Genomic DNA, 26,771 nt, shown 5'->3' on the forward strand with positions numbered 1-26,771 from the left:
AGTGGCAGGCGCCGCTGATATCGCGGTATGAAGCGCTCCAACACTCCCCTCCACCTTCTTTTTACCCCTCTCCGGAAATTGGGAGGGAATTTTCGTGTTACACGCCGCTGGCCGGAATGCCGGAGCGCTCCACCTTGCGGGGGGCCGTCAGCTCTTTCCATGTCGAAAGGGCCTTGTTGACGGCCTGGAACGGTTCGCGGGCAACGAATTCACCATGGCCCTGCTTGTGGTGGACCGTACCGTCCTCCACCGCGACGCGGCCACGCGTCAGCGTGTAGCGCGGCAGGCCCTTCACCGACTTGCCCTCGAAGACATTGTAGTCGATCGCCGACTGCTGGCTGGCGGCGGAAATGGTCTTTTCCCGATCCGGATCCCAGATGACGATATCGGCATCCGCGCCAACGAGAATTGCTCCTTTTTTCGGATAGATATTCAGGATCTTTGCAATATTGGTTGAAGTCACGGCGACGAATTCGTTCGGTGTCAGCCGGCCGGTATTGACGCCATAGGTCCACAGCATGGGCAGGCGGTCTTCCAGGCCGCCGGTGCCGTTCGGGATCTTGGTGAAATCGCCGACCCCGGTGCGTTTCTGGTCCGTGCTGAAGGCGCAATGGTCGGTCGCCACCACCTGCAGCGATCCGGACGCGAGACCTGCCCAAAGGGAATCCTGATGTTTCTTGTCGCGGAACGGGGGCGACATTACCCGGCGGGCCGCGTGGTCCCAATCGGGATGCCTATATTCGCTGTCATCGAGGGTCAGGTGCTGGATCAGCGGCTCGCCATAGGCGCGAATGCCGTTCTGCCGGGCCCGGCGGATCGCCTCATGGGCCTGTTCCGAAGACGTGTGAACGATGTAGATCGGCACGCCGGCCATATCGGCGATCATGATTGCGCGGTTGGTGGCTTCGCCTTCCACTTCCGGCGGGCGGGAATAGGCGTGGGCCTCCGGCCCGTTGTTGCCGTCCGCAAGCAGCTTCTGCTGCAGTGTCGCGACGACATCGCCGTTCTCCGCATGGACCAGCGGCAGGGCGCCGAGTTCGGCGCAGCGCTGGAAGGAGGCGAACATCTCGTCATCGTTCACCATCAGCGCGCCCTTGTAGGCCATGAAGTGCTTGAAGGTGTTGATGCCCCTTTCCTGCACGACGGTCTGCATGTCGTTGAAGACCTGCTCGCCCCACCATGTGATCGCCATGTGGAACGAGTAGTCGCAATGGGCCATGGTGGACTTGTTGTCCCACATCTGCAGGGCCTCAAGCAGCGACTGACCGGGCGAGGGCAGGGCGAAGTCGACCACCATCGTGGTACCGCCGGCAAGCGCGGCCCGGGTGCCACTGTCGAAATTGTCCGACGAGAAGGTACCCATGAAGGGCATTTCGAGGTGCGTGTGCGGGTCGATGCCCCCCGGCATGACATAACAGCCGGTGGCGTCCAGCGTTTGGTCGCCGGAAAGATCGGGACCGATTTCGACGATCTTGCCGCCTTCGATCTTCACATCGGCTTCGTAGGAAAGGTCGGCAGTGACAACCGTACCGCCCTTGATCACTTTGCTTGCCATTGTCGTTCCCCTCTTTTCGTGTTCGTTCACCGGGCCCCGGAGGCCGGTGACCAATTCAGGTCATCAAGGACACATGAGGACGGGTGCCGCCGATCTCGATCCCGCAGGTCCATTCCCGGGCCTCTGATTTTAGTGACCTGGTGGTTGCGGTGCATTGCGCCCCGAGGGCCGGCTTTCCGGCCGCTATTTCTGCCTGGAGACGGACGAGGCGACGGAGCTGTCGCCTGTCCGCACCGTGTGTCCTTATCGGGAAAGGCGGCAGCCCTTGCCGGCACGGCCATCAGGCGGCCGAAACGGGCTGTCGCTTTTCCGTGTTTGGCCATTACTCGACGATCTCCGCCGTTTCGACAACCGCATGGAACAGGACATCCGCCCCGGCCTTCGCCCAGTCCCTGGAGATTTCCTCCGCCTCGTTGTGGGAAAGACCATCGACGCAGGGGCACATGATCATGGCCGTCGGGGCGACCTTGTTGACCCAGCAGGCATCATGTCCGGCGCCGGAGATGAGGTTTCTGTGGGAGTAGCCGAGGCGCTCAGCGGCATTGCGGACAGCCGCGACGCAGTCCTTGTCGAATTCAACGGGATCGAACCCGCCGACCTTTTCGAACTCGACCTCAAGACCCATCTCGTCGCAGATCTTCTTGCCGCCGATCTTCAGCCGGTCCTCCATGTCCTTGATTACGGCGATGTCCGGCGAGCGGAAATCGACGGTGAAGACGGCTTTTCCGGGGATCACGTTGCGCGAGTTCGGATAGACGTCGATATGGCCGGCGGCGCCGACGGCGTGTGGCGCATGTGACAGGGCGATCTCGTCGACCAGTTCAAGGATGCGCGCCATGCCAAGTCCCGCATTCTTGCGCATCGGCATCGGCGTGGAGCCCGTATGGCTTTCCTTGCCGGTCACTGTGACCTGCGTCCAGGAAAGGCCCTGGCCGTGCGTGACGACGCCGATATCCTTGCCTTCTGCTTCCAGGATGGGGCCCTGCTCGATATGGAGTTCGAACATGGCGTGCATCTTGTCCTTGCGGGCACCGACTTCCTCGTCGCCGACCCAGCCGATACGCTTCAGTTCGTCGCCGAACTTCTTGCCCTCGGCATCTTCCCGGTCGTAAGCCCAGTTCTGGGTGTGCACTCCGGCGAACACGCCGGAGGCCAGCATGGCCGGGGCAAAACGGGTGCCTTCCTCGTTGGTCCAGTTCGTCACCACGATCGGGTGCTTGGTCCTGATGCCGAGATCGTTCATCGTGCGCACGACCTCAAGACCGCCGAGAACCCCCAGGACGCCGTCGTATTTGCCGCCGGTCGGCTGGGTGTCGAGGTGGGAGCCGACATAAACGGGCAGGGCGTGAGGATCGGTACCGGGGCGGGTCATGAACATGTTCCCCATGGTGTCGACGGCCATCGTCAGACCGGCTTCCTCGCACCATTTCTGAAACAGCCTGCGGCCCTCGGCATCGGCATCGGTCAAGGTCTGGCGGTTATTGCCGCCGGCAACGCCGGGGCCGATCCTGGCCATTTCCATCAGGCTGTCCCAAAGCCTGTCAGGGTTGATCCTCAAGTTTTCGCCCGGAGCTGCCATGTGCTCGTCTCCTTCAAATATCTGTTGCGTCGAAACGGGTCAGTCGATGGCGTTCAGGACGGCCCGGAGCTTTTCAAACAATTCGTCGATCTGTTCCCTGGAAATGATCAGCGGCGGAGACAGGGCAATGATGTCGCCGGTCGTGCGGATCAGGAGACCGTCGTCATAAGCCTTCAGGAAGGCGGAGAAGGCCCGTTTGGTCGGCTCGCCGGCAATCGGTTCCAGTTCGACGGCGCCGATGAGGCCAAGGTTGCGAAAGTCGATCACGTGCGGGCAGTCCCTGAGCGCGTGCAGGCCCTCTTCCCAATATTGAGCCAGGTCCGAAGCGCGGGTGAGGAGGCCTTCGTCGTCGTAGGTGTCGAGGGTTGCGAGCGCAGCCGCGCAGGCCACCGGATGGGCGGAATAGGTGTAGCCGTGGAACAACTCGATCAGGTGTTCCGGCCCGGTCATGAAGGCATTGTAGATATCCGAGGTGCAGAACACGGCGCCCATGGGGATAACGCCGGAGGTCAGGCCCTTGGCCGTGGTGACCAGGTCCGGCGTCACACCGAAGAAATCAGTCGCGAACGGCGAGCCGAGGCGGCCGAAACCGGTGATCACCTCGTCGAAGATCAGTAGGATGCCGTGCTGGGTGCAAATCTCGCGCAGGCGTTCCAGATAGCCCTTCGGCGGGATCAGGACGCCGGTAGACCCGGCCACCGGTTCCACGATGACGGCGGCGATCGTGGACGGATCATGCAGCTGGATGATGCGGATCAGGTCTTCGGCATATTCGGCGCCATTTTCCGGGATGCCGCGCGAAAAGGCGTTGCGCTGCGGATCATGCGTGTGGCGCATGTGGTCGACACCGGTCAACAGCGTACCGAAGGCCTTGCGGTTGGCGACGATACCGCCAACGGAGATGCCGCCGAAACCGACACCGTGATAGCCGCGTTCACGGCCGATCAGGCGCGTGCGGGTTCCCTGGCCGATGGCGCGCTGATAGGCCAGGGCGATCTTCAGCGCCGTGTCGACGCTTTCAGAGCCTGAGTTGGTAAAGAAGACATGGTCCAGCGGGGACGGCATCATGGCCGCCAGCCGGGCAGCCAGTTCAAACGCCTTGGGATGGCCCATCTGGAAGGCCGGCGCATAGTCGAGTTCGGCGATCTGCTTTTGCACCGCTTCAACGACTTTGGGGCGCGAGTGACCGGCATTGCAGCACCACAAGCCTGCGGTTCCGTCCAGCACCTGACGTCCGTCCGTTGTGGTGTAGTGCATGTCCTTGGCCGAGACGAACATGCGCGGGGCCTGCTTGAACTGCCGGTTGGCCGTGAAAGGCATCCAGAAGGCTTCAAGATTGTTGGTAGCAGCCTGGTTCGGTACTGCCGGCGATGCCGGTGCTGACATGCGTCCTCCTTGCGGCCCCTGGAAGCGGCCGACAGATGGTTCCTGCGAGGAATGGACGTCATGGGCCTGCAGATCCGCCTGCCAAAAGCAGCACTGCCAGCTCTGGTCCTCTCCCCCGCGCTGTTCCCGTGGCATTTCAAGCGGGCATTTTGCCTCTTTTTGAACTGCCGAATAGCTCTGGCCGGCCAAATGGCCGGAACCGGCTTTTGCCGGTTTCCATGATGGTCGTATACTGGCGATCATTCAAGAGATCCCCCATTGCAGGGGCTTTTCCGATCGTCTAGCCTTCTGACCATCTGGTCAATTTAACCTAGGAGGGATTTGACCAAATGGTCAAGATGCAATTCCGTGCCGCATGACCAATTTCTGGTCAAACGGGCGCGGTGATGCCTGCGACCGGCCTAAAACCGCCGATTCCCCAAGGGAAACGGCACGAGGGAACATCAATGGAAGGGCGGCTCTTGGGCCGTAGGTGGACTTTTGGATGACAGGTCTTAGCGGGCAAGCCCCGGCATCGGTCAAATCGGCCGGACTGAGCAGGATACAGGAAAAGAACAGGTCGCTGATTCTGGAAGCGGCCTTGAGCGAGTTTTCAAGAAAGGGCTTTTCCGGAGCGACGGTCGAACGCATTGCGGCCGAAGCCGGTATGTCGAAGTCGAATCTGCTTTATTATTTTTCCTCCAAGGAAGCGATCTACAGCGCCACTCTGGCTCACATTCTGGAGGTCTGGCTGGCGCCGCTGAAAACGCTCAATCCGCTCGGCGATCCGGCGCAGGAGCTTGCCGGCTATATCCGCCAGAAGATCGAAATGTCGGCGAAATTTCCGGAAGCTTCGCGTCTCTTTGCAAATGAGGTGATGCAGGGGGCTCCACAGATTCTGCCGATTCTGAAGACGGATCTGAAGCGGCTCGTGGACGAAAAGAGTCAGGTGATCGAAGAATGGATCCAGGCCGGGAAAATGCGCCGCCTCGACCCGGTGCATCTGATTTTCACCATCTGGGCAACGACGCAGCACTACGCGGATTTTTCCACTCAAATCAGAGCCTTGACCGGAAAGGACTTGAGCGATCCGGACTTTCTGCGGGAAACGGAAGCGGCCGTTACGACGTTGATCCTGAACGGCGCCGGCCTGAAATGGCCGCAGGAGGGTGAGCAGGGCGGATGACGGACGACCCGTCACAAGAGCATATATCGTCGCGGATCCCGGTCAGCGAGCGGCTGTTTATCCTGAAGGATGACCTGTCGGAAGATTTCGTCCGCGCCTCCGGACCGGGCGGGCAGAACGTCAACAAGGTCTCGACCGCCGTGCAGTTACGGTTCGATCTTGCCGGAAACGAAACCCTGCCGCAGGACCTCAAGACACGCGCTGCGAAACTCGCCGGCAGCCGCCTGACGCAGCATGGCGAGATCCTTCTGCAGGCCGATCGCTTCCGGACGCGCGAGCGCAACCGGGCGGATGCCCTGGAACGTTTGCTGGAGTTGCTGCGCAAGGCGGCGGAAAGGCCGAAGCCGCGCAAGGCGACCAGACCGACGCTTGGTTCAAAGAAGCGCCGTCTGGAGGCCAAGAAACAGCGCGGACAGGTCAAGAAGCTGCGTGGACGATCCGCGCGGCCGGATGAATGAGGCTCGCTGACGTCACGAGCCGACCTGTGCCGTCTGCCGCTCTTCCAGTCTCCTGCGGAACTCCGGATCGAGCGAGGCGGGGTCGATGCGCTGGCCATCGTTGAGGAAGGGGATGAATTCGTCCTTTTCACCCTTGCGGACGGGGTTCACATATTCCCAGACGATGTCACCGGAGGGCGCGACCTCGAAGATGCGCCCGCCATCCGCCTCAGTGACGAGCGTATTGCCGTTGGGAAGGCGCTCGACCATGGAACGGATCGTGCTGTGCAGCGGGCGCCCGGCTTCGCCCCCGTATTCCCAAGTCACGTTGGCTGTTCGGGGATCGAACTGCACGACCCTCGAGCTGTTCTCATCTCTCAAGTCGCCGAAGTTGTCGAAGAGCAGGATATCGCCGTCCGGTAGGAGGGTCGGTCCATGCTGCTGCAGCCATGCGCCGCGCGCGGCCCAGGTGATTTCCCGGGTTTTCATCGAAAAGACGGCGACGAGCGAGAGATCCCGAAACGAGAGAAGCACGTCGCCTTCATCGGCGAAGGGAAAGTTCCGGGCTTTTTCGTCGCTGATATACTCGACCGAATTGGTGTGCAGTGGGTCGGCGAGCGCGTAGTAGGGCAGGGTCGTGAACAGGAATTTATACCGGGAGCGCAGGAACGGTTCGGTCAGTGATATTTTCTCAAGTTCCCTGCCATCCTCCGACAGAACGACGAGGAAATCCTTCAGATATGGCGCATCGAGCTGAGGCGCCGCCTCCGGCACGTCTGAACTGAGTTCGTGGGTGAGGGTGTAGATGCGCCCGTCCGGGGCGATGTCGAGATCGTGATGCACCTGCTCAAGATAGCTCCAGGACGGATTGGAGTTGCGGTCGATCCTGGCCATGCCGTAGCCCCAGGGGGTTTCTCCGGGCGAGTTGTAGATGACCAGCACGTCTCCGTTCGGCAAAAGCCTGGCCCGCTCCTTGTAGACCATGTGATCAGGTTGGGGTTTCTTGACCGCGGCCGTGTCGTTCCACACTTTGCTGAACGGCAGCTGCCATTCGTAGAGCAGGTTTCCGTCCATATCTATGAGCCGCGCGACCTGCTCGTCACCGGAAGTGTAGAGCGTATATCCTTCAAATGCGCGATCCGGGTCGTGAACGGTAACTCCGCGCGCATCGTCCCGGGCGGGCTGGTACATGCTTGTCCCGAGGGGATCGTCGGTCAGTTGCCGCTGGACCACCAGGGACTCGCCCGCCCGATAGGCATTGCGAAGATATTGGTAGGGAAATGCCTGGGCAAGGATCGTCATCGCGCCACCGACGAATGCGAGAAACGCAATCATGGCGATGAAAACAGCAGTTCCGGTTCTTTCCATTGGTCCTCTCCGCGTTTCCTCCCATGTGGCCAACGCTGCCGAGATCAGGGGCCGTTTGCACCGCTTCTCAACTGGCGGGTTCCTCGGGACCACAGTGTCTTCTACAGGCGCCGGCCAGAGACGGTTACGGCAGGGAACAACGACGGATAACGAACTTTCTCCAACAGGTTATCCGGTGCCCGGCGCACGGCTCATCGCCGGCGACGCCCCAACATTACAGTCCGGATTCTGTCATCTTTGAGGCCGTTGCTTTCGTTGCTCTTCGTGTCTCCGCTGCCACGCCGCACCGGTTTTCCGGGACCGCTTTTCGTCCGGACGGAATACGTGCGAACTGGGTCTCGGCGATTTCGATGTGGAGGAGCGATGTGCTGGTGCTTCAGAAGCGGGATCCGGCAACCGCCGCCAATACCGGACCGGCCGGGTACTCGACCGCAAGGTAGGGAATGTGCGGGCAGTGGCTGGCCGGCGAGCCTGGCGTCAGCCGGCTTCATGGCCGGCTCCTGTCTCGACATGGATGTTTGAGGGGTTCCAGTAGCCCTGGACCATGTCCATGGCCGCATAGTCGTAAACGACGCCGGTCATGACCCCGAGCACGATCAGGACAGCAAGCCCCGCGAAAAATGCCTTCATCGTCCGCTCTCCCTCATTCGGCAGGCTGGTTCTTGCCCGAAGTATCTTCCTCGAAGCGGCGGCGATACCACAGGCTGTGATGTTCCTTTGCCCAATTGCGGTCGACGCGCCCGCTCCACATGGCGTCGAATGCTCCGACCATACCGATCGTGCCGATATAGATGTGGCCGAAGATGACGCCGATCATGAGAAGAGCCACCACGACATGGATGGTCTGGGCCAGTTGCATGCCGTCGTAGCCTGCCCACAGGAATGGGAACATCAGGGTCAGGCCACTGACAATGAGTGCCGTCCCGCCGAGAATGACCGCCCAGAACACGAGTTTCTGGCCGGCGTTGAACCTCCTCGCGGGCGGATTTTTGCTGCGGTCGCTCAGGAAGCCGCCACCATGCTTCAGCCACTGCCAATCGAGCCGGCTCGGCAGGTTCTGCCATAACCATGCGCCGATCATGACGAGGAGACCGAGTGTGAAGGGGAGGATCATCGCCATGTGAACCCAGACGCTGCCCCGGGTCAGATCGGCGAATGCTTCGGCTCCCAGCCACGGCCGGATGACCGACTTCCCGTAGAGCACTATCAGACCGGTCAATGCCATCAGGACGAAGCTGCCCGCGGTCATCCAATGGTTGGCGCGTTCGACCGCGTTGAAGCGCGGCACCGTGCGGCCGCTAAAGCCTTCCTTGAGCGGCACCCGCCCGCGCACTGCCAGAAAGATGGCAAGTAGGGCGGCGACGCCGAAGATATAAAGACCGCCGCCAAACAGGATAGGTCCGTTGCGGGAGCTGCGCCAGTCCCGCCCCTGCGGCTGCACGAATACATTTCTTTCCGCTTCGGGGAGGCTGGTGACGCCCTGCACGAATTGTGGGGTCTGGAGGATCTCCTCCTGCTGATTGCGCTGGCTGAGCCATTCCTGCGTCAGCTCCATTCCCCGAGGCTGCGCGACGCCGGCTGAAGCGGGCGGCGTGTCGGCATCTCCCGGCGTCGCCTTTGTCGGTGCCACCGCCTGCCCGGCCTCGGGGCTGGGGCCGGACTGAGCGCGCCAGCGCTGCAGGCCGGTGCGTGCCGTGAGTGCTTCGAGACCTGCCTGACCTTCCGCCGGGTCGTCAACGCCGGAGCTTCCGATTACGCCGTTGGTCGGTACGACAAGCTGATTGGACGTGGTGGCGAGATAGATCGTGTAGGCGAACAAGGCCAGAAGAAGGACGGCGCAAATACCTGCAATGGAACGTGTCATGACTGCCTCGTCAGCTCTCGGTGGTTGGGCCGTAATAGGCGGTAGACCAGCCCCAGGCTCCCGAGCCGTATCCGCGCTTTATGGTCCGTTCGCGATAGATTTCAGCAACAACTTCGCCTTCACCGCCCAGAAGCGCGCGTGTCGAACAGACCTCGGCGCACAGGGGCAGCTTGCCTTCGGCGATCCGGTTGCGGCCGTATTTCTCGTATTCCGCCTGCGAGCCGTCCTCCTCCGGGCCGCCGGCGCAGAAGGTGCATTTGTCCATTTTGCCGCGCGAGCCGAAGTTTGAGGCCTGCGGGTATTGCGGTGCTCCGAAGGGACAGGCGTAGAAGCAATAGCCGCAGCCGATGCACAGGTCCTTGTCGTGCAATACGATGCCGGTATCTGTCTGATAGATGCAGGAAACCGGACAAACGGCGATACAGGGTGCGTCGGTGCAATGCATGCAGGAAACGGAGACGGATTTCTCGCCCGGTTCGCCATCATTGATGGTGACGAGACGCCGGCGGACCATGCCCCAGGGGACCTCGTGCTCGTTCTTGCAAACGGTCGTACAGGCGTTGCATTCGATGCACCGTTCGGCGTCACAGAGGAATTTCATTCGAGCCATTGGTCATCTTCCCGCTTGTGCTCAGGCGCTCTCGATGCGGCAGAGCGTGCCTTTGGATTCCTGCATGAAGGTCTCGATGTCGTACCCGTAAGTTGCAGCAGTGTTTGACGCCTCGCCCACGACAAAGGGAACGGTACCCTCCGGATAGCGGCCGGAAAGATCCTCGCCCTGGAAGATGCCGCCGAAATGGAAAGGCATGAAAACCGTGCCCTTGCCGACGCGCTTCGTCACCATGGCGGCAACCCGCACCCGTGCGCCCTCCGGCGTGTGCAGCCAGATCATGCTGCCGTCGGCAACACCGTTGGCTTCGGCGTCTGCAGGATTGATTTCGGCGAACATCTGCTGCTGGAGTTCCGCGAGCCATTTGTTGGAACGCGTCTCGTCGCCGCCGCCCTCATATTCCACGAGGCGTCCCGTCGTCAGAATGAGCGGGAAACGGTCGCTGTAGTCCTGCCGCTGGATCGACCAGTAGCGCACCGGCAACCGGTAATCCCTGCGGTCGTCGAACGTCCTGTATTCGGGAATGAGGTCGCGCCGCGGCGTATAGAGCGGCTCGCGGTGAACCGGTACAGGGTCCGTGAAATTCCACACCACGGCCCGCGCCTTGCCGTTACCGAAGGGGGCGCAGCCATGGGCAATCGCCACGCGCTGGATGCCGCCGGAAAGGTCGGTCTTCCAGTTCACCGAGGCAAGCTTGTCTGAGAAGGAATCGCCGTCATCGAGACGTGGCTGGTCGAGACCCTCGCCGCCGCCTCCGAGATCCGCCTCGCCTTCATCCTCTCCAGCTGCCTGGTCGGGTACGGCCGGCGCGGGAAGGATGGCGGCATCCATTGCATTCTGCTCCTGCAGTAGTTGCCGCAACCGGCTCTGCGCGTCGCTTTCATCAGCCGTGAGCATGTCCGGCGTGAAGGTATCTGCGGCAACCGCGGCAATAACCAGCTTCTCGCGTGCGGTGAGGTCATTCACCCAGCCGAGCTTCTCCAGCATGGCGAAGGTGAACTCGGGATAGCCGTCCTCGATCTCGGAGCCTGGCGGATAGCTGCCCTCGGCCAGCAGGTTCTGCCCATTGTGCTCAACGCCCCAGCGGGCGCGGAAAGGCAGACCGCCTTCGGCCACGGAAATCGACTGGTCCCACAGGCTGCGGGTGCCAGGGTGTGCCATTGTCGGTGGTCCCCAGCTCGGCCAGGGCAGGCCGTAATATTCGCCCTGCACCGGTCCGCTCATGCCCATGAGCGTGGTTGTGTCGAACTTGTCCTGATGCTCCATATGCAACTTGAGCCGCTCCGGCGACTGGCCGGTATAGCCAATCGTCCAGGTGCCGCGATTGATCTCGCGAAGGATATCCTCGGCAACGGGTTCGTCGTTTTCGACGCGGATATGTTTGAAGAGCTGCTTGTCGAAGCCGAACTTGCGGGCGAACAGATGCATGATTTCGTAGTCGCCCTTGGATTCGAATGCCGGTTCGACGACCTTTTCGCGCCATTGCAGGGCACGCTGTGAATTTGTCGCAGATCCGGCGATTTCCATGGTCGACCCTGCCGGCAGCAGATAGACGCCGTCCTGACGGTCTCCCATGACGGCCGAAAGGGTGGGGTAGGGGTCGACGACCACAAGAAGGTCCACACCCTCCAGTCCTTTTTTCACGTCAGGACCCCGCGTCTGCGAATTCGGTGCATGCCCCCAGAACACCATGGCGCGGATATTGTCGGGCTGATCCAGGTTCTCCTTTGCCTCCAGCACGCCATCGAACCAGCGTGACACGGGAATGCCGTTCTGCTCCATCAACTCCTGGGAGCCAAAACGGCCCTTGATCCACTCGTAGTCGAGGTCCCAGACGCGCGCCCAGTGTTTCCACGCGTTCGCCGTCAGGCCGTAATAGGCGGGCAGGGTGTGGCAAAGGACACCCAAATCGGTGGCACCTTGCACGTTGTCGTGGCCGCGGAAAATATTCGCTCCGCCGCCGGACTTTCCGATGTTGCCGAGTGCGAGCTGAAGGATCGAGGCGGCGCGGGTGTTGCTGCTGCCGATCGTCGATTGTGTGAGCCCCATGCACCAGATCAGTGTACCGGGACGGTTTTCGGCCACGGTGCGTGCCACGCGCTCGATCTGGTCGCGCGGAACGCCGGTGATACGCTCGGCCTCTTCGGGCGTGTATTTGGCGACTTCCTTGCGGATTTCGTCGAAGCCGTAGACGCGTTGATCGAGGAATTCCTTATCCTCCCAGCCGTTTTCCAGGATGTGCCACAGCACCCCCCACATAAAGGCGATGTCGGAGCCGGTGCGGATGCGGACGAACTCGTCGGCATGGGCAGCAGTACGGGTGAACCGCGGATCGATGACGATCAGCTTTGCCCCATTCTCCTTTGCGTGCAGCAGATGCAGCATCGAGACAGGATGGGCTTCCGCCGGGTTGCCACCGATCAGGAAAATCGATTTCGAATTATGGATGTCGTTGAACGAATTGGTCATGGCGCCGTAGCCAAAGGAATTGGCGACGCCGGCGACGGTCGTTGAGTGACAGATGCGCGCCTGGTGGTCGACGTTGTTGGTGCCCCACAAGGCTGCGAATTTGCGGAACAGATACGCTGCCTCGTTGGAGAATTTCGCCGAACCAAGCCAGTAGACCGAATCCGGCCCGGCTTTCTCGCGTATCTGCAGCATCCGTTCGCCGATCTCGTTGATCGCCTCTTCCCAGGAGACGCGCTTCCAGCGGCCGTTCTCAAGCTTGGTGGGGTATTTCAGCCGCCGGTCCCCGATCACGATTTCGCGCGCGGCTGCGCCCTTGGCACAATGGGTGCCCATATTGACCGGGCTTTCGAAGACGGGTTCCTGACCGATCCAGACACCGTTCTCGACCTCCGCCCAGATCGAGCAGCCGACCGCACAGAAGGGGCAAACGGTCTTGCGCAACTCAGCTTCGGATGGTTGCGTCTCCTGGGCACGCGCCTTGCGCGTCAGCCCGCCGGCGAACGTCGAGACCGCGGCCAGTCCGCCCGCGGTCAGCCCGGAATTTCGCAGGAACGTTCTGCGGTCGACTCTCGTCTGACCCGCCTGTGCAATGACGCCACGAGGTGATCGATTGGCGGTCGCTGATCGTTTTTTTCGCAGCATTGCTGGTCTCCTCTGGACAGGAGGGAGAAGCATCTGAAAAACGCAGGTCCGATCTTCCCGCACTTTGAAAGCGAACAACTGCTCCAATTCAGGCGCTGGCCTGAACGAAGTGTGATCTAGAACCGCATCCGTTTGTATGCGGTTCGAATATGGTCCGTTTCGCGGTAGGTATCGGCGGCCTGAGGTGGCTGATCGTCCGGTGTCTCATTGACCGGATTCAAAGCGCTGCCGGCGACTGTCCCGCCGGCGAGTGTGACCGTCAGGCCGAGAAAGGTGCGACGGGTCGTCAAACCTGTATATCTAGACATGTTGCCCTCCTAGACGAAGGAACAACCGGCCGTTCCTGCAATTGTTCCACGATCGGCCGGAAAAAATCACCGGCGTAGCAATACGCGCCGTGCCTAGTCGTCCGTCTCGATATCTGTACGAGGACGATCGCTGTCCGGTGTCTTGCTCCCGGCCGTCGCGGCCTCTGGCTGATCGTCCACCGTGTCGCGCGGGATCCCGGCTTCTTTTCCCCCGACTTGCGCGCCGTCATCGCTGTTCTCGTCGCTATGCAAGGCTTCGGCCTGAACGGCATAGCCGTGCCCCACCTGCCACAGAGAGCGGATGTCGCTCATCTCCTTGCCGGAACGGATCTGTTCATAGTCATTGAGGCCGTCAAGATTGGCCAATACGGGGTCCGCAGTCCAGAGCTTGCGCAAGGCCTTGCGGCGCAGCGCTGCGGGCACGCCAGTCCTCATGAAGACCGAAAAGTCAGACTTGAAGCCGAGGCTGTCGAGGTCGACGGCCTCGGCGGCTTGCCGATTGGCCCGCATCACCTCGTCTTCGACGTCATCTGAGGAGACTTGCACCGATGCGCTCGTTTCCTCGGTTTCGGAGAGCGCGTCGTGGGAAGCCTCGCGTTTAAGGCGCGACCATCTGGTTACGAAACCGGCTTTCTCCACATCTCTGTCAGTCATCATTGACCTGCCGATTTTCTGTTGGGCGTATCCCTGCCAAGCGGTTTATGTGTCAGGGCATGGCTCTGTTCCTTCGCAGCCCGGTGTTTCCTTTTCGTCAGCGGGGGACTGACGGGATGTGCCTTGATGAAGGTCCGAACCGCGGCGCTGATGCGGGGCGGCATCGCCACGCGTTCGACGATGTCTTCGTCGCTGTCGCAGCAGGCCTGCGCTTCGTAAGGGGAGGCCGTCACGGTGTGGATATGCCAGGGCAGTGAATTGCCCTTCGCTGCGCCCTTGCGCAGCACCACGTAAAGCCCCGGCGCGGAACTCTCCAGGTTCTGCAGATAGGCTTCCGTCTCTGCGCGGTGGCAACAGATTTCCGCAAGCCCCATGAAATAGGTCGTCTCGGCCTGGCCCTGGTGCATTATGGCTCCCGGCGCCATGCGGGCAGGGGCCTCAACAACCGCTGTCGGGCTCCAGACGTAATCGATCCAGAGCGAGGCGGCGCGCCTTTTCTGCACGACCACACCGACACTCATCCTCAATTCCCTTGCTGCGCCCATGCCTGTCCCAAACCTTTCGCCACGTCGTCCATGTTCTTCATCCGGTCAAACCACTGCGGCGGTACTTAAGTTCCTCTCGGGGCGGGAAACTTGGCCCCGAGGCCCCGGGATCACAATCCGAATGGATAGGTGTCAGGCACGCCCTCGCGGCGGTGTTCGACACCGAGAGGCGTGAGAGCCTCGGTCTCGTCGAACCAGACCCACGCGTCGAATTGCTGCGGCAGGGCAGCGTCGGCGTAGTGGCTCATCAGTTCTGTTTCCGGCCGATAGATCACTCCGATGAAGCGCTCGAGCCTCTGCTCCGTCAGCCGACGGCGCAGGCCCTCGTCGCGAGCCATGTCCAGCAGGAAGTGAGGTATGCCTGCATCGTGGCAGACCCGTTCGTAGCTGTCTTCGCGGGAGGGGCGCACGCGCTTGACGTCCATTTCGCCGCCCCAGTCCTTCGCCACTGCGACGGTCCCGGTGTGGGTGCCGAAGCCGATGAGCGCAGCCTCGTCGCCGAACCGCTCACGGCAGAGCTGGCCGATGTTGAGTTCACCCCGGACAGTGCCCATCTCGGTTGCGCGCGCGTCACCGATGTGGCTGTTGTGCGCCCAGACCAGCGCCTTGGCATCGGGTCCGCGCGCCTCAAGCAGGTGCTCGAGCGTTTCGAGCATGTGCGTGTCGCGCAGGTTCCAGCTTTCCGCGCCGCCATAATACATTATGCGGTAGTAGCGCTCTGCCGACCGGACCAGGCGTGCATTCTGGGCGGCGTCGAGAAAGCTCGCCCCGTCCTTGGCCTCGTAGTCCAGCCTGCGCTCCAGAAGCTCGCGGAGCTGGGCGACCACCTGCCTCTCGCAGTTGCGGTAGCCACGGGTAAGCACCGCCCGGCCGTAGGTCGCCGGGTCGCGCTGCCACGGCGTGAGGCATCCGTAGCGTTCGCGGGCAATGCGGGCGGCCTCGGGATCGATCTTGTCAAGATACTCGAGCACCGCCGCGATCGAGCCCCGCATATTGTAGATGTCGAGCCCGTAGAAGCCCGCCCGCCGGGCCGGATCGGAGACGCTGTCGTTGTGCGCACGCAGCCAGTCGGCAAGCGCCTCAATCACCGTATTGCGCCACATCCATGTGGGAAACCTGCTGAAAGCCGGTTCTTCGAATTCGCGGGCGGCATGGTGATTGACATGGCGGTTGACTGCCGCTGCGTCGGGCCAGTCCGCCTCGACGGCCACGATGTTGAAGCCGTGGTTCTCGACGAGGTGACGGGTGATCGCGGCGCGGGCGCGATAGAACTCCGATGTGCCGTGGCTCGCTTCGCCGAGCAGCACCACGCGGCGATCTCCATAGCGGTCGAAAAAGGGGCCGAAACCGGGATCGTCGATGTCGGGCAGGGGCTCAGCCGCGTCGGCCACCATTTGAGGCAGGGTCTTGCCGCTGTTCTGGCCGGGAACGTGACTTGAGGCCGAGCGGCTCCCGTCTTCGGTCCAGCCCTGTGCGCCGATGAGCGGCACGAAACGGACCGCGCCGATATCCTCTTCGTCCCAAGCGTCCTGGCCGGTCCGGACCACCTTGCGGAGGTTCTGCATGCTGTTCTCGTCGCCCACGGGGATCACCAGACGGCCTCCGGGCTTCAGCTGCTGTTTCAGCGCCTCAGGCACCGAAGGCCCACCCGCCGCGACCAGGATCACGTCGTAGGGAGCGCCCGCCGGCCAGCCCAACGTGCCGTCGCCGACGTGAATCTCGACGCTGCGGGCGCCTGCCTTGGTGAGATTCTCGCGCGCCGTCCGGGCGAGCGGCTCGTGACGCTCGACCGCGTGCACATGCTCGGCAATCTCTCCCATGACGGCGGCGGCGTAGCCCGAGCCCGCCCCGATCTCCAGTACGCGGTCGCCCGGCCGCACCTCGGCGGCCTCAATCATCAGAGCGACGATATAGGTTTGCGAGATGGTCTGGCTGTGCCCGATCGGCAACGGGCCGTCCTCGTAGGCGAACTCCTCAAATCCCGGCGCGACGAACGCTTCGCGCGGAACCTTCTTCATGGCGTCCAGCACGTGGGGATCGCGGACGCCGCGCCGGGCGATCTGGGCTTTCACCATGTGATTGCGGGCGGCGGTCATGTCGGGCATGGAGTCCTCCCTTCGAGTTTCGAGCGGCTGGACGTAGCGACGTGATCAGTCAATCGACAACCACAGGCACGGCCACCCAAGGCTGGACAATGGCGATGATGCCGAGCCAGAACAGCAACAGGAGAAACAAAGCCGGTCCGGCGACTGTCGCACTCGGTCCATGGCGGTAATAGCGCGTGTCTCACCGAACGAACGAAGCAGGTTCACACTTGTTCCGGTTCCTTTGAGTGCAAATTCCTCCAAGAGGGGCATGCGCCATGGTGATCAAAGACATTGCGGTTCCGTCAGCGCTCAGGCGTGTCGAGGCCAGTCTTCCTCCATACGTTGACTTTGACCAGCTTCAGGAGCGCGAGGAGTGTCGCATCTCTAACTGGCCCATGTGTCGCATTACTAAATGGCTGTGTGAGCGATACTCGAGGTGCGACTTCTGCGGGATCCGAGGGTAGGGGATCGCCTGTCATCTCGCGAGCATCTTTTCGCGGAAGACTTCCGCCGGCGTCTTCCAGCCGAGGCATTTTCGAGGCGTTGCGTTGAGCCGGTCGCAGATCCCCTTCAATTCAGGATCGGTGACCCGGCTCATGTTGAGTTTGCGGGGGAGCCATCGTCGGGCGCGCCGGTTGGTGTTTTCGACGGTGCCTTTCTGCCACGGTGCAGACGGATCACAAAACCAGGTCTGTGTCCCGATTTCCGCCTGAAGATGTGGCCAGGCCACAAACTCGGTTCCGCGATCGAAAGTGATGGACTTCCGGGACCGGATTGGTAGATGACGGATGGCCTCGATGACCTTGCCCAAGACCAGATGGGTTTTCCTGTTGTCGTTCTTCAGAAGCACCTTGAATCGGCTGACGCGCTCCACCAGCGAGGTGACGTTGCCGGTGCCAAAATGCTGTTTGAACAGCATTAAATCACCTTCCCAGTGCCCGAACTCCTGCCTATGCGCCACGGCATCAGGCCGGAACAAGATGCTGATGTCACGATGGAATTTGGGTGGCAGGCGCCTTCTCGCCCGCCTGGGCCTGCGGGATTTTCGATGGGTCGGCAGATACCACCACAGTTCTTGAGCCAGTCATTCCTTCGAATAGATATAGCGGTAGATGGTTTCCTGGCAGACCCGGCGTGAAGCGCCTTCGTATCGCATCCGGCCGGCGATCTGTTCCGGCGTCCAGCCCTCCTTGATGCGATTTGCCACGAGGCTACGCAGATCCACATCCTTGATGAGCTTGCGCTTGCGTGATCGGCGTCTTGCACATTCGTGATGGGCAGCCACAGCAAAATAGCCGACGATATCCGGCAGCTGATCATCCTGAAAATGATTTCGCTTCAACTCCCGGAAAACCGTCGAGCGGTGTCGCCCGAGGATCTTCGCCATTCGACAAGGTGACACATTTGCCTGGCGCCAGCGTTCTATCTTGCGGCGTTCATCACGATGCGGGAAGTGTGACATTCCTGAATAGACCAACTGTGACATTCTAGCCCGGCAGATACACACACAATTCGCATAATCAATATTATGGAACTTTTATGCGTATCGGCTTTGACGCGGAATTCAGCCGCTTGGCCGCAGCTTGCCGGTGCATTGGAAGACCGGCGTTGTCCTGCCGCCGCATTCTTGAACTGCCGGCGGGTTCAGTCACTCGCTTTGGTTCGTCGGCCGTCGTCGTTCGATGCGTCGATGACCTGGCGAGCAACCTCATAGGAAAAGCCCGCGCGGCACATTGCGGCCAGATCCTTGTCGCGGCGTTCGTGTCTGTCGTCCGCGCTACGGTACGGACCAAGGCGCCGGCGCCTGGCGAAAATGTGTGCGGCACTCAGATCTGTTTGTTCATCCTGCCGCAACGCGGATTCGATGATGGCCCGGTCGACGCCCTTTGCCGTCAGTTGCGCTTCGATCTTTCGCTGCGAGCCGCCGCGGCGTCTGAGGCTGCGGGTTTTGGTTTCCGCGTAGGCCTGGTCGTCCAGAAAACCGGCCTTGCTGCATTTTTCAAGAACGGCGTCAATCAACGGAGAAAACTCGGCCGGGTCGCGATCATGGGCCATGCAGGCCTTGATGATCTTACGCTCCAGGACTTTGCGCAGATTGGCCGAGGATGACGCGTAGCGTTCCAGATAATGGATGGCCGATCTGGTCAGGCGTTCTTCCGTCGGAAGCTTGTATCGTCGATTACCCGGCATGGGCGGAAAGCGCCGGTTTGCCCGGTGTTTCGGTCAGTTCGATACGCATGCCATCAAAGGCCGGTTCGATGGTTTCCGGCAGTTCCTCGCACAGGGTTTTATAATCCAAGTCATTGTGAAGATTGGTGAAAATCGTTCTTTCAGGCGCAAGGCGCCGTGTCCAGGCAAGTGAGTCCTCCAGGCAGAAATGGCTTGGATGCGGTCTGCGGCGAAGGCAGTCCAGAATGAGAACATCCAGATCCTTCAACGCTTTAATGCTGCCGACCGGGATGTCGGAGACGTCCGGCAGATAGGCCGCGTTACCGATCTTGAAGCCGAGCGCATCTATGTCGCCATGGGTAACCTTGAGCGTTTCGAACGTCAGCAGGCCGCCGGCGCCTGATATCTCGACCGGCTTTCCCGGTGTGATCGGATGGTGGACGAGAATCGGCGGATAATTGGAGCCTTCCGGGGTTTCGAAACAGTAGGTAAAGGCGGAATAGGCGCGCCGATACGTTGACGCGTCCATATAGACGGGCGTTCTTTTTCCGAAGTGAACCGTGAACGCGCGCAAATCGTCGATGCCGTGGAGATGATCGGCGTGCGCATGCGTGTAAAGCACCGCGTCGAGATGGCTGACTTCTGCATCGAGCAGTTGCTGGCGTATGTCCGGACCGGTGTCTATCAACACCGTTGTGCACCCGTTATCCCCATACTTTTCCACAAGCAGTGCACAGCGCGAGCGCCGGTTTTTCACTTCGTTCGGATCGCAAAGGCCCCAATCGTTGCCGATGCGCGGGACGCCGCCGGACGACCCGCAACCGAGTATCGTCAGAACGACGCTCATTGGGCGGCCACCTTTGCCAGATGCGCCGGTCTTGGAACTTTCGTGAACAGGCGAAAGAAATTCTCCGTCGTCTGCCGGGCGATTTCCTCCTCCGACACGCCGCGCGTTTGTGCCAGAACCGCAGCCGTCATGGCGGTATAGGCCGGTTCGTTTCGCTTGCCGCGTCTTGGCTGCGGGGCGAGATAGGGGGCATCGGTTTCCACCAGAATGCGGTCGGCTGGCAGATCGCGGGCGATGTCGCGGATTTCGTCAGATCGTTTGAAGGTCAGGATGCCTGAAAAGGAAACGTAAAGACCGAGCTCGATCCCGGTGAGGGCAAGGTCGCGGCCGGAGGAAAAGCAGTGCAGGAGGGCGGGAAAGGCCCCCTTCCCCATTTCCTCGGTCAAAATCGCCGCCATGTCCTCATCTGCATCGCGCGCATGAATGACGAGCGGCAGGCCTGTTTGGCGTGCTGCTTCGATGTGAATGCGCAACCCTTCCGCCTGAGCATCGCGGGGAGCCTTGTCATAATAGTAGTCCAGGCCGGCTTCCCCGATCGCCACCACCTTGGGATGGTCGGCCAGGCGGATGATTTCCTCTGCCGGAATGCCGCGTTCGGCGCCTGCATTGTGCGGATGCGTGCCGACGGAACAATAGACGTCGGGATATTCTTCGGCGATCGCGCGGACCTGGTCGAACTTCCTGATATGGGTGCAGATCGTCACCATCAGTTCGACGCCCGCTTGCTTGGCTCTGGCAATCAGGTCGGGGCGCTCGCCGTCAAAATCGGGAAAATCGAGATGGCAATGGCTGTCAACTAGCATGAAGGGTCCAGAACGGTGTTGATGTGATTTCAGCGCCGGGCAGTGCGTCTGCGCGTCTTGATAGCCGGTAATGCGAAAAATCCCAAGCGGGCTTTCGGATTAGTTCAGGGCAAGGACACATGTAGGCATGGTCGCGGCAGGGCGCAAAGGTCACGCTGCCCTGAGGGCGAAAAAGAAGTCGAGGACGACCTGCTTGCGATCCAGATTGAGCGAATCGGCGTCCCTGATCGCCCGGCTGGTTTTGTCCCACAGCTCCACGTATCTGTGCGCACCGGTAACGCCGTTGCGCAAATCCCGCCGCATGCGTTCGTGAAGCCAGACCTGGACGATGTGCTCAAAACTCTCCCAGTTGTCGGACTGGCCGCGGGCTGCCACGAGGTCCGCAAGGCCGTGAGTGGCTGCCAGGTCGAGCTGGGAAGCGTTTTCGGCGAGGCTTTTCAGCCCTTTGGCAATGGCAAGTCCATCGCCGGACAACAGTGTAATGGCTGAGCGCAGACTGCCGTCGGACGTGTGAGCAAGCTCGCGCAGGTCATCCGCAGACGGCACTGCATCCGGCGCGAGTTCCCGCAGACCCTCGCAGATTTCATCACTGGAGAGGGGTTCCAGATCGATACGCCGGCATCTGGACCGGATGGTCGGCAACAGACGGCCCGGCGCGTGGCTGAGCACCAGGAAAAGACAGCGTTCCGGAGGTTCTTCGAGAACTTTCAACAACGCGTTGGCCGAGCTGATGTTCATATCGTCGGCGGCATCGACGATGCAGATGCGCCAGGCTTTGGCGGAGGCGGTCGTGCCGAAGAACGAGACCGTGCGCCGGATTTCGTCGACCGGGAGCTCCGTCTTGAAGCGCTTGGATTTGTCGTCCCAGGGCCTGCGCAAATGCAGGACGTTGGGGTGACCTCCCGCCTTCATCTGGCGCGCGACGGGATGCTCGGCGGGCACGGAGAGATCCTGCGCTGCGGCAACATCCGGACCGAACCTGTCCGGATGAGCGACGACAAACCGGGCAAATCGAAAAGCGAGCGTGGCTTTGCCAATGCCCTTGGGACCACCCAGGATCCAGGCGTGATGGAGCCGTTCGGATCGGTAGGCATCGAGCAAGGCCTTTTCGGTGCCCTTGTGACCGATCAGGCGGTCGCGCTCGTTAGGTAGGGGAAAGCCCGCAAGGGCGTCCACTTCCGGTATTTCCACCGGTTCGTTTCCGCGTGCCATCAGGCGGCTCCCTCGTGCTGGAGTTCATCGGCAAAGCTTTCGGTGACAGCCTTGCGGATCGCAGCTTCGACGGCATCGGGATCCTGACTGCCGTCGATCACCGAAAACCGGTACGCCTCTTCCCTGGCGAGATCGAGGAAGAGCTGGCGTCTGCGTTCATGGACATCCAACTCTTCCCCCTCGAACCGGTCCGGCCCCCGCTTTCGTCCCCTTGCGATCGCGTGGCGACCCTTCTGAGGCCCGTCTCCGCCGGTATGTCGATCAGGATCGTCAATTCCGGGCGGACCCCGGCAACGGCGGCGGTTTCCAGCAGTTTCAGATAGGCCGGATCCACGCCGGCCTCGCCCTGGTAGACGCGGGTGGAATCGGCATAGCGATCGCACAGAACCCAGTCTCCGCGGTCAAGGGCCGGTTTGATCGTGGCATCGACATGGTCGGCACGGGCGGCGGCAAACAGCATGGCCTCGCCTCTGGGGCCCAGGTCCTTTGCCTGTCCGGAAAGCAGAACGGCCCGGATCTTTTCGGCGCCGGGCGATCCGCCGGGTTCTCGCGTGACCAGCACCGATTTGCCAAGGCTTTCCAGAAAAGCTCTCAGCCGCGCAATCTGGGTCGATTTCCCGGCCCCCTCGCCGCCCTCGAAAGTGATGAAGTGTCCAGGCACCCGTGGCTCCGTCTCGATTGCGGGAAACTCTTAGCAGATATTCGTGCCGATGTTGATGGATTGGCGCGCTTCTATGAAATCCATCCAAACAGCAACTCCTGAAGTCCGTCGACAGCTCGGCTGAACAGCGTTCCTTCGTCAACGGAGCCCCCCGTCACCAGCGGTGCCCGGTAGACGATGCCGTTCTTGCCGATGACATGCAGTTCTCCCGCCGGGGTGCCATTGGCAACCGGAGCCTTGAGCGGGCCCTCATAGACCACCCGAAGGCGATAATCCAGGGTGCCGCCGCGGGCGAGCAGAACGTTTACATCATCCTTGGGCACCAACGGCACGTAGCCCGCGTTGCCGCCGAAGACCCAGCCCTGCGCGACGGTTTCACCGGCGGAATAGAGTTTCTTCACCGTGAAGAACTCCCAGGCACCTTCGACGACCTCCTTGAGGGACTGAAGCCGGTGCTTGTCCGATGTCAGGCCGGCGATAGCTGCGATGACCCTGCGTCCGTTGCGCTCAACGGATGCAAGGCCGGAATAGCCGTCCGACGGATCGGAGCCGGCGCCCAAGCCGTCCAGATCTCTGATTTCTCCAAGGAGCGGATTCTTGTTGCGCTGGAAAATCCCGTTCCAGGTGAATTCCGGCAGTGAGAAAAGCGGATAGAAGTTCGGGTGCTGATCCAGGATGTATTGTGCCAGCCGAGCCTGATCGCGCACCGTCGTGCGGCTTGGCTTTTCCGCATAGCCGGTCGGATTCGCGAGTTTCGTGTTTGTCATGCCGATCGAATGCGCCAGCTCGGTCATTCTCTCGGCAAAGGCCTCTTCGGAGCCGTCAATGCACTCGGCCAGCACGATGGCTGCATCATTGGCATTGTGAACCAGCAGGCCCTTGAGCAAGTCTTCGACGGCAATTTCCGATTTTATCGCGGCGAACATTGTCGCACCGCGCCCGGAAGGCGCGCCGCCGGTGCGCCAGGCGTGTTCGCTGACCTTGCAGAGCTGGTCGGAACGGATTTCATTTGCCTTCAACGCGTCAAAGACCGTGGCGGCCGTCATGACCTTGACAAGCGATCCCGGGGTGAAAGGCTCGTCCGGCGCCTTGGCAAACAGGATCGTTCCCGATGACGGTTCATACAAGAACGCCTTGGGGGCATTGGTGACAATGGTTTCGGCTGCGAGGCCGGTGTTTGATCCGGCAAGGCAAAAGCAGGCAAAAAGAAGCGATCCGAGCCAATGTCGACGCCGAAAGAGTCCAAAGCCCACTGAATGCATTTAACTTGCTTGCCCGCCGATATTCATCCGGATCCTGGATCTTCCGTCGCCGCGATTCCTGCCCGGTTGACTATATCACCATTTACTCGGCAACAGCGGTAGCCGCCAGCTGGCGCATCGACAGGCCGTTCCCGGCAGTGTCTGCCATTATGGCGTGAGCCTCGGAAATGCGCTGATTCGCAGTATAGGAAGAAACGGCACTTCCGCCCACGAGGCCTTTTGGAGGTGCGGGCAGAACGAGCACGCCCAAAGTGCCTTCTGCCCGTGCAGGTTCGGCGGTGTAGGCCGTTTCAGCGGATGTAAAGCGGTTGTTGGATGCGACCTGAATGGCCGGCTTACCCGCTTCGAACGCGATCGCGGGGTCGAACGCAACTGTCACGTCCGTAACGGTTTCGCTCTGATATGCCGTCGCAGCGGATGCCGTCACAAGATAAGGCCGCGAAGCAGGCGCCGGAACGCTGCCGAACGTGACCTGGGGTGCCGTTTCCAGTCTTTCGGGTTCAACCTGTGCGATCATCGTACCCGGACGCGATGTCCCCGGCTCGGCCGCTCCCGGGCCACGGTAGGAGGCCATCAGGAAGGCCTCATCCTGTCCATGCAGCGGAGCCTTGCCGACATATTCGACCTTTACCTTGCCTATACCGGCCGACTTGGTGTCGAGCATGGTTGCCGCGCGCTCGGAAAGGTCGATTACACGGTTGCCGTGGAACGGGCCGCGATCGTTGACACGAACGATCATCGAGCGACCGTTGGCAACGTTGGTGACGCGCGCATAGGACGGCAGGGGCATCGTCGTGTGCGCCGCGGTGAGTGCGTTGCGGTCGAAGATTTCGCCATTCGCTGTCTTGCGGCCATGAAATGTCGGGCCGTACCAGGAGGCGAGACCGACCTTCTCATAGTCGGGATCGTGCTTGGGATAGTACCACTTGCCGGCAATCTTGTATTTCTTGCCGACGATGGCACGGCCACCGCCCTTGGGAACGGGCTGGCCTTCGGCCACCATTCGCGGGCTGCCCTTCACGCCGTATTTCTCTGGACTGAACTTGGATTTTTCCTGAGGAGTGGAACTGCAGGCTGCAACTGAGGAAACGGCCGCGATAACGATGACACCGGTGCGAAACCGCAACCACCATCCTTCGGCGGTCTGTGTCCGCTCCTCGCTTGGCTCGGCTGGTTCCCCGAAAGACTTCGCTGCCAGCTGGCAAGCGTGCCCGCCTATCCCATGCATATTGCCGTCCTACTCACTTACGCGCTGGCGGCCCCGCAGCTCACGCAATCGTTTTCCGGCGCATGGTTCGCTCTGCACCGGTTTGTCAGGCTTCTGCTGATCCTGTGATCAGTCCCCGCAAGACACACTGCCCCCGCTGTGCATCCCACACTCGACGCCATACAAGCGCAAATTCATTACTTCAAAGTAAACCAACCGTCGAGAGCGCATTGATGCCTGTTTGCGGCAACCCACGGTTTTCTGAGGTCCCGCCACGGCAGGAGCAGGTCGCGATCCGTGTAAGTATCTGGAATGATAGAAAACTTTATGCAATTGCGTGACGAAATCGTGGTGTTGCAGGAGGGACACAGTTTGGAAAAAATCGCAAAGGGCTCAGGCTGTGATGCATGTCACATCCGGCCATGTCGATTTCGCCTAGGGTGACCTCATTGCCGGTGAATGCCCTGTCACCGCAATGCTGGACCCCACCTCCAGCACTGGCCGCCGGTCCAAATCCCTGCCCACGACACGGACCGGCGGCCCCTACTCTCCGGTGCCTCCGCGCATCTCCTGCCTTCCCGACTAACCAGGTGCGACCGGCAGATGCCGGGGATGCCGCCTTCCACACGAATTTTCCAGCTTGCGAAAGGTGCAGCGCTGCTCACACTTGACTTTCGCCTCAAGACGAAGGAAACGGTGGGACTACACAGCTTCGCTTCATGAGAGCGCAGACTGCGTGGTGAGGTGGCCGAGTGGTTTAAGGCAGCGGTCTTGAAAACCGCCGTGCGTGAGAGCGTACCGTGGGTTCGAATCCCACCCTCACCGCCATTAACTCCCTGAATTTATGTGATTTATGTCCCCAACTAGCTCCGCGAAGCGGGCCATGGTTAGCGCTTCGCCCTGTCGATGCGGATAGAGCCGGGCACAACGGGTCAGTGATACCCTTCCCCGGGGGCGATCTTGCCGCGGAAGATCCAATAGACGAAAGCGGTGTAGCCCAGCACAAGGGGCAGCAGGAAGACTGTGCCTACCAGAAAGAAGATCTGCGACGCCGGGGCGGCTGCCGTGTCCCAGAAGGTCAGGTGCGGCGGAACCAGGTAAGGCATTGTGGAAATCACCAGCCCGGCATAGCCGAGCAGGAAGAGCCCGATGGTTCCGGCGAACGGCAGAACATTGTGGCCGCGTTCAATCCAGCGCCAGACGCCGTAAGAGAGTAGGGCGGCCGATAACGGGATTGGCCACAGCAGCAGGATATTGGGGACGGAGAACCATCGCTCTGCAATCCGATCGATGATAAGCGGCGTCCACAGGCTGATGACCGCCATCGCCGCCATTACCGCCAGGAGCAACCAGGGCGCGATGCGCCGGCCAAGCTCGCGGACAGGACCCGTTGTCCGCATGATGAGCCAGGTGGCGCCGAGCAACGCGTAGCCGGCGACAACCGAAAGGCCGACAAAAATCGAGAACGGCGTCAACCAGTCGAACGGTCCGCCGGCAAACTGTCCGTCCGCCACGTCGATGCCCTGCAGCAGACCGCCGAGGATAATGCCCTGCAGGAACGCGGCGACGATGGAGCCGCCGGCAAAGGCAATATCCCATTTGCGGTGACGCGGCTTGGATACCCATCGGAATTCAAAGGATACACCGCGGAAGACCAGAGCAAGCAACATCCCGAGGACCGGCAGGTAGAGCGCCGGCATGATGATCGCATAGGCCATCGGGAAGGCGACCCACAGGCCCCCGCCACCCAGTACCAGCCATGTTTCGTTACCATCCCAGAAAGGTGCGACCGAATTCATCATCAGGTCGCGATCCTCTTCCTCGCGGGTGAAAGGAAACAGGATGGCGATGCCCAGATCAAAGCCGTCGAGGATGACGTAAATGGCCACGGCCGTACCGATCAGTCCGGCCCAGATGACGGGTAGATACCATTCCATTGCT

General features: G+C 61.2%; 22 protein-coding genes, 1 tRNA gene and 2 pseudogenes. 4 read left to right on the forward strand and 21 right to left on the reverse strand.

Going from position 1 to position 26,771, the window contains the following annotated elements; all coding sequences use genetic code 11:
• Positions 1-97: 97 nt before the first annotated feature.
• From hydA to aptA, 3 genes are all read right to left on the reverse strand, one after another.
• A complete protein-coding gene (gene hydA / locus ON753_RS09805; RefSeq protein WP_265962336.1) occupies positions 98-1,555 on the reverse strand; it encodes a dihydropyrimidinase in 1,458 nt (485 codons plus the stop codon).
• Between the two features lie 322 nt (positions 1,556-1,877).
• Positions 1,878-3,134 (reverse strand): Zn-dependent hydrolase, encoded by a 1,257-nt coding sequence (locus tag ON753_RS09810; protein ID WP_265962337.1) that lies wholly within the window; start codon positions 3,132-3,134, stop codon positions 1,878-1,880.
• Positions 3,135-3,173: 39 nt separating this feature from the next.
• Positions 3,174-4,520 (reverse strand): omega-aminotransferase AptA, encoded by a 1,347-nt coding sequence (gene aptA / locus ON753_RS09815; RefSeq protein ID WP_265962338.1) that lies wholly within the window; start codon positions 4,518-4,520, stop codon positions 3,174-3,176.
• A gap of 60 nt (positions 4,521-4,580) precedes the next feature.
• Between aptA and ON753_RS09820 the strand changes: the two genes are divergently transcribed.
• The 3 genes from ON753_RS09820 to arfB all read left to right on the forward strand — a co-directional run bounded on the left by ON753_RS09820 (position 4,581) and on the right by arfB (position 6,143).
• On the forward strand, positions 4,581-4,742 hold the full coding sequence (locus ON753_RS09820; protein WP_265962339.1) for a hypothetical protein: 162 nt from the start codon (positions 4,581-4,583) through the stop codon (positions 4,740-4,742).
• Between the two features lie 262 nt (positions 4,743-5,004).
• Positions 5,005-5,685, forward strand: a complete 681-nt coding sequence (locus ON753_RS09825) for a TetR family transcriptional regulator C-terminal domain-containing protein (protein ID WP_265962340.1) — start codon at positions 5,005-5,007, stop codon at positions 5,683-5,685.
• Positions 5,682-6,143, forward strand: coding sequence for an alternative ribosome rescue aminoacyl-tRNA hydrolase ArfB (gene arfB, locus ON753_RS09830; protein WP_265962341.1), 462 nt, complete (start codon positions 5,682-5,684; stop codon positions 6,141-6,143). The genes ON753_RS09825 and arfB overlap by 4 nt, the downstream gene beginning before the upstream one ends.
• Positions 6,144-6,155: 12 nt before the next feature.
• Here arfB and ON753_RS09835 read toward each other — a convergent pair whose 3' ends face one another.
• From ON753_RS09835 to ON753_RS09915, 17 genes and pseudogenes are all read right to left on the reverse strand, one after another.
• Positions 6,156-7,490 (reverse strand): arylsulfotransferase family protein, encoded by a 1,335-nt coding sequence (locus ON753_RS09835; RefSeq protein WP_265962342.1) that lies wholly within the window; start codon positions 7,488-7,490, stop codon positions 6,156-6,158.
• A 477-nt stretch (positions 7,491-7,967) separates the two neighbouring features.
• Positions 7,968-8,120 carry a hypothetical protein gene (locus tag ON753_RS09840; protein WP_265962343.1) on the reverse strand — a complete coding sequence of 51 codons (153 nt, stop codon included), beginning with the start codon at positions 8,118-8,120 and terminating at the stop codon, positions 7,968-7,970.
• Between the two features lie 13 nt (positions 8,121-8,133).
• Positions 8,134-9,354, reverse strand: coding sequence for a formate dehydrogenase subunit gamma (locus tag ON753_RS09845; RefSeq protein ID WP_265962344.1), 1,221 nt, complete (start codon positions 9,352-9,354; stop codon positions 8,134-8,136).
• 10 nt (positions 9,355-9,364) lie between these two features.
• The gene (fdh3B, locus tag ON753_RS09850) at positions 9,365-9,964 is read right to left on the reverse strand and encodes a formate dehydrogenase FDH3 subunit beta (RefSeq protein ID WP_265962345.1); all 600 of its coding nucleotides are present in this window, start codon (positions 9,962-9,964) and stop codon (positions 9,365-9,367) included.
• Positions 9,965-9,985: 21 nt separating this feature from the next.
• On the reverse strand, positions 9,986-13,075 hold the full coding sequence (locus ON753_RS09855; protein ID WP_265962346.1) for a formate dehydrogenase subunit alpha: 3,090 nt from the start codon (positions 13,073-13,075) through the stop codon (positions 9,986-9,988).
• A 116-nt stretch (positions 13,076-13,191) separates the two neighbouring features.
• Positions 13,192-13,383: a twin-arginine translocation signal domain-containing protein gene (locus ON753_RS09860; protein ID WP_265962347.1), complete on the reverse strand. Its 192-nt coding sequence runs from the start codon at positions 13,381-13,383 to the stop codon at positions 13,192-13,194.
• A gap of 93 nt (positions 13,384-13,476) precedes the next feature.
• On the reverse strand, positions 13,477-14,037 hold the full coding sequence (locus ON753_RS09865; RefSeq protein WP_265962348.1) for a DUF3306 domain-containing protein: 561 nt from the start codon (positions 14,035-14,037) through the stop codon (positions 13,477-13,479).
• The gene (locus ON753_RS09870) at positions 14,037-14,558 is read right to left on the reverse strand and encodes a DUF3305 domain-containing protein (RefSeq protein ID WP_265962349.1); all 522 of its coding nucleotides are present in this window, start codon (positions 14,556-14,558) and stop codon (positions 14,037-14,039) included. Before ON753_RS09870 ends, ON753_RS09865 begins: the two co-directional genes overlap by 1 nt.
• A gap of 134 nt (positions 14,559-14,692) precedes the next feature.
• Positions 14,693-16,687, reverse strand: coding sequence for a protein-L-isoaspartate(D-aspartate) O-methyltransferase (locus tag ON753_RS09875; protein WP_265962350.1), 1,995 nt, complete (start codon positions 16,685-16,687; stop codon positions 14,693-14,695).
• A 457-nt stretch (positions 16,688-17,144) separates the two neighbouring features.
• Positions 17,145-18,131, reverse strand: a pseudogene (locus ON753_RS09880) (IS30 family transposase).
• Positions 18,132-18,313: 182 nt separating this feature from the next.
• Positions 18,314-18,859, reverse strand: a complete 546-nt coding sequence (locus ON753_RS09885; RefSeq protein ID WP_265962351.1) for a regulatory protein RecX — start codon at positions 18,857-18,859, stop codon at positions 18,314-18,316.
• Positions 18,849-19,685, reverse strand: coding sequence for an MBL fold metallo-hydrolase (locus ON753_RS09890; protein ID WP_265962352.1), 837 nt, complete (start codon positions 19,683-19,685; stop codon positions 18,849-18,851). The genes ON753_RS09885 and ON753_RS09890 overlap by 11 nt, the downstream gene beginning before the upstream one ends.
• On the reverse strand, positions 19,682-20,488 hold the full coding sequence (locus ON753_RS09895; protein WP_265962353.1) for a TatD family hydrolase: 807 nt from the start codon (positions 20,486-20,488) through the stop codon (positions 19,682-19,684). Before ON753_RS09895 ends, ON753_RS09890 begins: the two co-directional genes overlap by 4 nt.
• A gap of 150 nt (positions 20,489-20,638) precedes the next feature.
• Positions 20,639-21,700, reverse strand: a complete 1,062-nt coding sequence (locus ON753_RS09900) for a DNA polymerase III subunit delta' (RefSeq protein WP_265962354.1) — start codon at positions 21,698-21,700, stop codon at positions 20,639-20,641.
• Positions 21,700-22,361, reverse strand: a pseudogene (gene tmk, locus ON753_RS09905) (dTMP kinase). Before tmk ends, ON753_RS09900 begins: the two are co-directional and overlap by 1 nt.
• A 71-nt stretch (positions 22,362-22,432) precedes the next feature.
• Entirely contained in the window at positions 22,433-23,623 is a 1,191-nt protein-coding gene (locus tag ON753_RS09910) for a D-alanyl-D-alanine carboxypeptidase family protein (protein ID WP_377047033.1), read from the reverse strand.
• A gap of 82 nt (positions 23,624-23,705) precedes the next feature.
• Positions 23,706-24,749 carry a septal ring lytic transglycosylase RlpA family protein gene (locus tag ON753_RS09915; protein ID WP_323054712.1) on the reverse strand — a complete coding sequence of 348 codons (1,044 nt, stop codon included), beginning with the start codon at positions 24,747-24,749 and terminating at the stop codon, positions 23,706-23,708.
• Between the two features lie 819 nt (positions 24,750-25,568).
• Between ON753_RS09915 and ON753_RS09920 the strand changes: the two genes are divergently transcribed.
• A tRNA-Ser gene (locus ON753_RS09920) sits at positions 25,569-25,658 on the forward strand.
• Positions 25,659-25,762: 104 nt separating this feature from the next.
• Here the strand turns inward: ON753_RS09920 and cydB are convergent.
• The gene (gene cydB, locus ON753_RS09925) at positions 25,763-26,767 is read right to left on the reverse strand and encodes a cytochrome d ubiquinol oxidase subunit II (protein ID WP_265962355.1); all 1,005 of its coding nucleotides are present in this window, start codon (positions 26,765-26,767) and stop codon (positions 25,763-25,765) included.
• Positions 26,768-26,771: the final 4 nt, after the last annotated feature.

It is taken from the genome of Roseibium salinum (genome assembly GCF_026240905.1).
Taxonomy (GTDB): Bacteria; Pseudomonadota; Alphaproteobacteria; order Rhizobiales; family Stappiaceae; genus Roseibium; species Roseibium salinum.

What these genes read in the sequence shown, in the direction of transcription:
- hydA (WP_265962336.1), bottom strand. Translation starts at nt 1,555, where the DNA reads ATGGCAAGCAAAGTGATCAAGGGCGGTACGGTTGTCACTGCCGACCTT.
- ON753_RS09810 (WP_265962337.1), bottom strand. Translation starts at nt 3,134, where the DNA reads ATGGCAGCTCCGGGCGAAAACTTGAGGATCAACCCTGACAGGCTTTGG.
- aptA (WP_265962338.1), bottom strand. Translation starts at nt 4,520, where the DNA reads ATGTCAGCACCGGCATCGCCGGCAGTACCGAACCAGGCTGCTACCAAC.
- ON753_RS09820 (WP_265962339.1), top strand. Translation starts at nt 4,581, where the DNA reads ATGGGCCTGCAGATCCGCCTGCCAAAAGCAGCACTGCCAGCTCTGGTC.
- ON753_RS09825 (WP_265962340.1), top strand. Translation starts at nt 5,005, where the DNA reads ATGACAGGTCTTAGCGGGCAAGCCCCGGCATCGGTCAAATCGGCCGGA.
- arfB (WP_265962341.1), top strand. Translation starts at nt 5,682, where the DNA reads ATGACGGACGACCCGTCACAAGAGCATATATCGTCGCGGATCCCGGTC.
- ON753_RS09835 (WP_265962342.1), bottom strand. Translation starts at nt 7,490, where the DNA reads ATGGAAAGAACCGGAACTGCTGTTTTCATCGCCATGATTGCGTTTCTC.
- ON753_RS09840 (WP_265962343.1), bottom strand. Translation starts at nt 8,120, where the DNA reads ATGAAGGCATTTTTCGCGGGGCTTGCTGTCCTGATCGTGCTCGGGGTC.
- ON753_RS09845 (WP_265962344.1), bottom strand. Translation starts at nt 9,354, where the DNA reads ATGACACGTTCCATTGCAGGTATTTGCGCCGTCCTTCTTCTGGCCTTG.
- fdh3B (WP_265962345.1), bottom strand. Translation starts at nt 9,964, where the DNA reads ATGGCTCGAATGAAATTCCTCTGTGACGCCGAACGGTGCATCGAATGC.
- ON753_RS09855 (WP_265962346.1), bottom strand. Translation starts at nt 13,075, where the DNA reads ATGCTGCGAAAAAAACGATCAGCGACCGCCAATCGATCACCTCGTGGC.
- ON753_RS09860 (WP_265962347.1), bottom strand. Translation starts at nt 13,383, where the DNA reads ATGTCTAGATATACAGGTTTGACGACCCGTCGCACCTTTCTCGGCCTG.
- ON753_RS09865 (WP_265962348.1), bottom strand. Translation starts at nt 14,037, where the DNA reads ATGACTGACAGAGATGTGGAGAAAGCCGGTTTCGTAACCAGATGGTCG.
- ON753_RS09870 (WP_265962349.1), bottom strand. Translation starts at nt 14,558, where the DNA reads ATGAGTGTCGGTGTGGTCGTGCAGAAAAGGCGCGCCGCCTCGCTCTGG.
- ON753_RS09875 (WP_265962350.1), bottom strand. Translation starts at nt 16,687, where the DNA reads ATGCCCGACATGACCGCCGCCCGCAATCACATGGTGAAAGCCCAGATC.
- ON753_RS09885 (WP_265962351.1), bottom strand. Translation starts at nt 18,859, where the DNA reads ATGCCGGGTAATCGACGATACAAGCTTCCGACGGAAGAACGCCTGACC.
- ON753_RS09890 (WP_265962352.1), bottom strand. Translation starts at nt 19,685, where the DNA reads ATGAGCGTCGTTCTGACGATACTCGGTTGCGGGTCGTCCGGCGGCGTC.
- ON753_RS09895 (WP_265962353.1), bottom strand. Translation starts at nt 20,488, where the DNA reads ATGCTAGTTGACAGCCATTGCCATCTCGATTTTCCCGATTTTGACGGC.
- ON753_RS09900 (WP_265962354.1), bottom strand. Translation starts at nt 21,700, where the DNA reads ATGGCACGCGGAAACGAACCGGTGGAAATACCGGAAGTGGACGCCCTT.
- ON753_RS09910 (WP_377047033.1), bottom strand. Translation starts at nt 23,623, where the DNA reads ATGCATTCAGTGGGCTTTGGACTCTTTCGGCGTCGACATTGGCTCGGA.
- cydB (WP_265962355.1), bottom strand. Translation starts at nt 26,767, where the DNA reads ATGGAATGGTATCTACCCGTCATCTGGGCCGGACTGATCGGTACGGCC.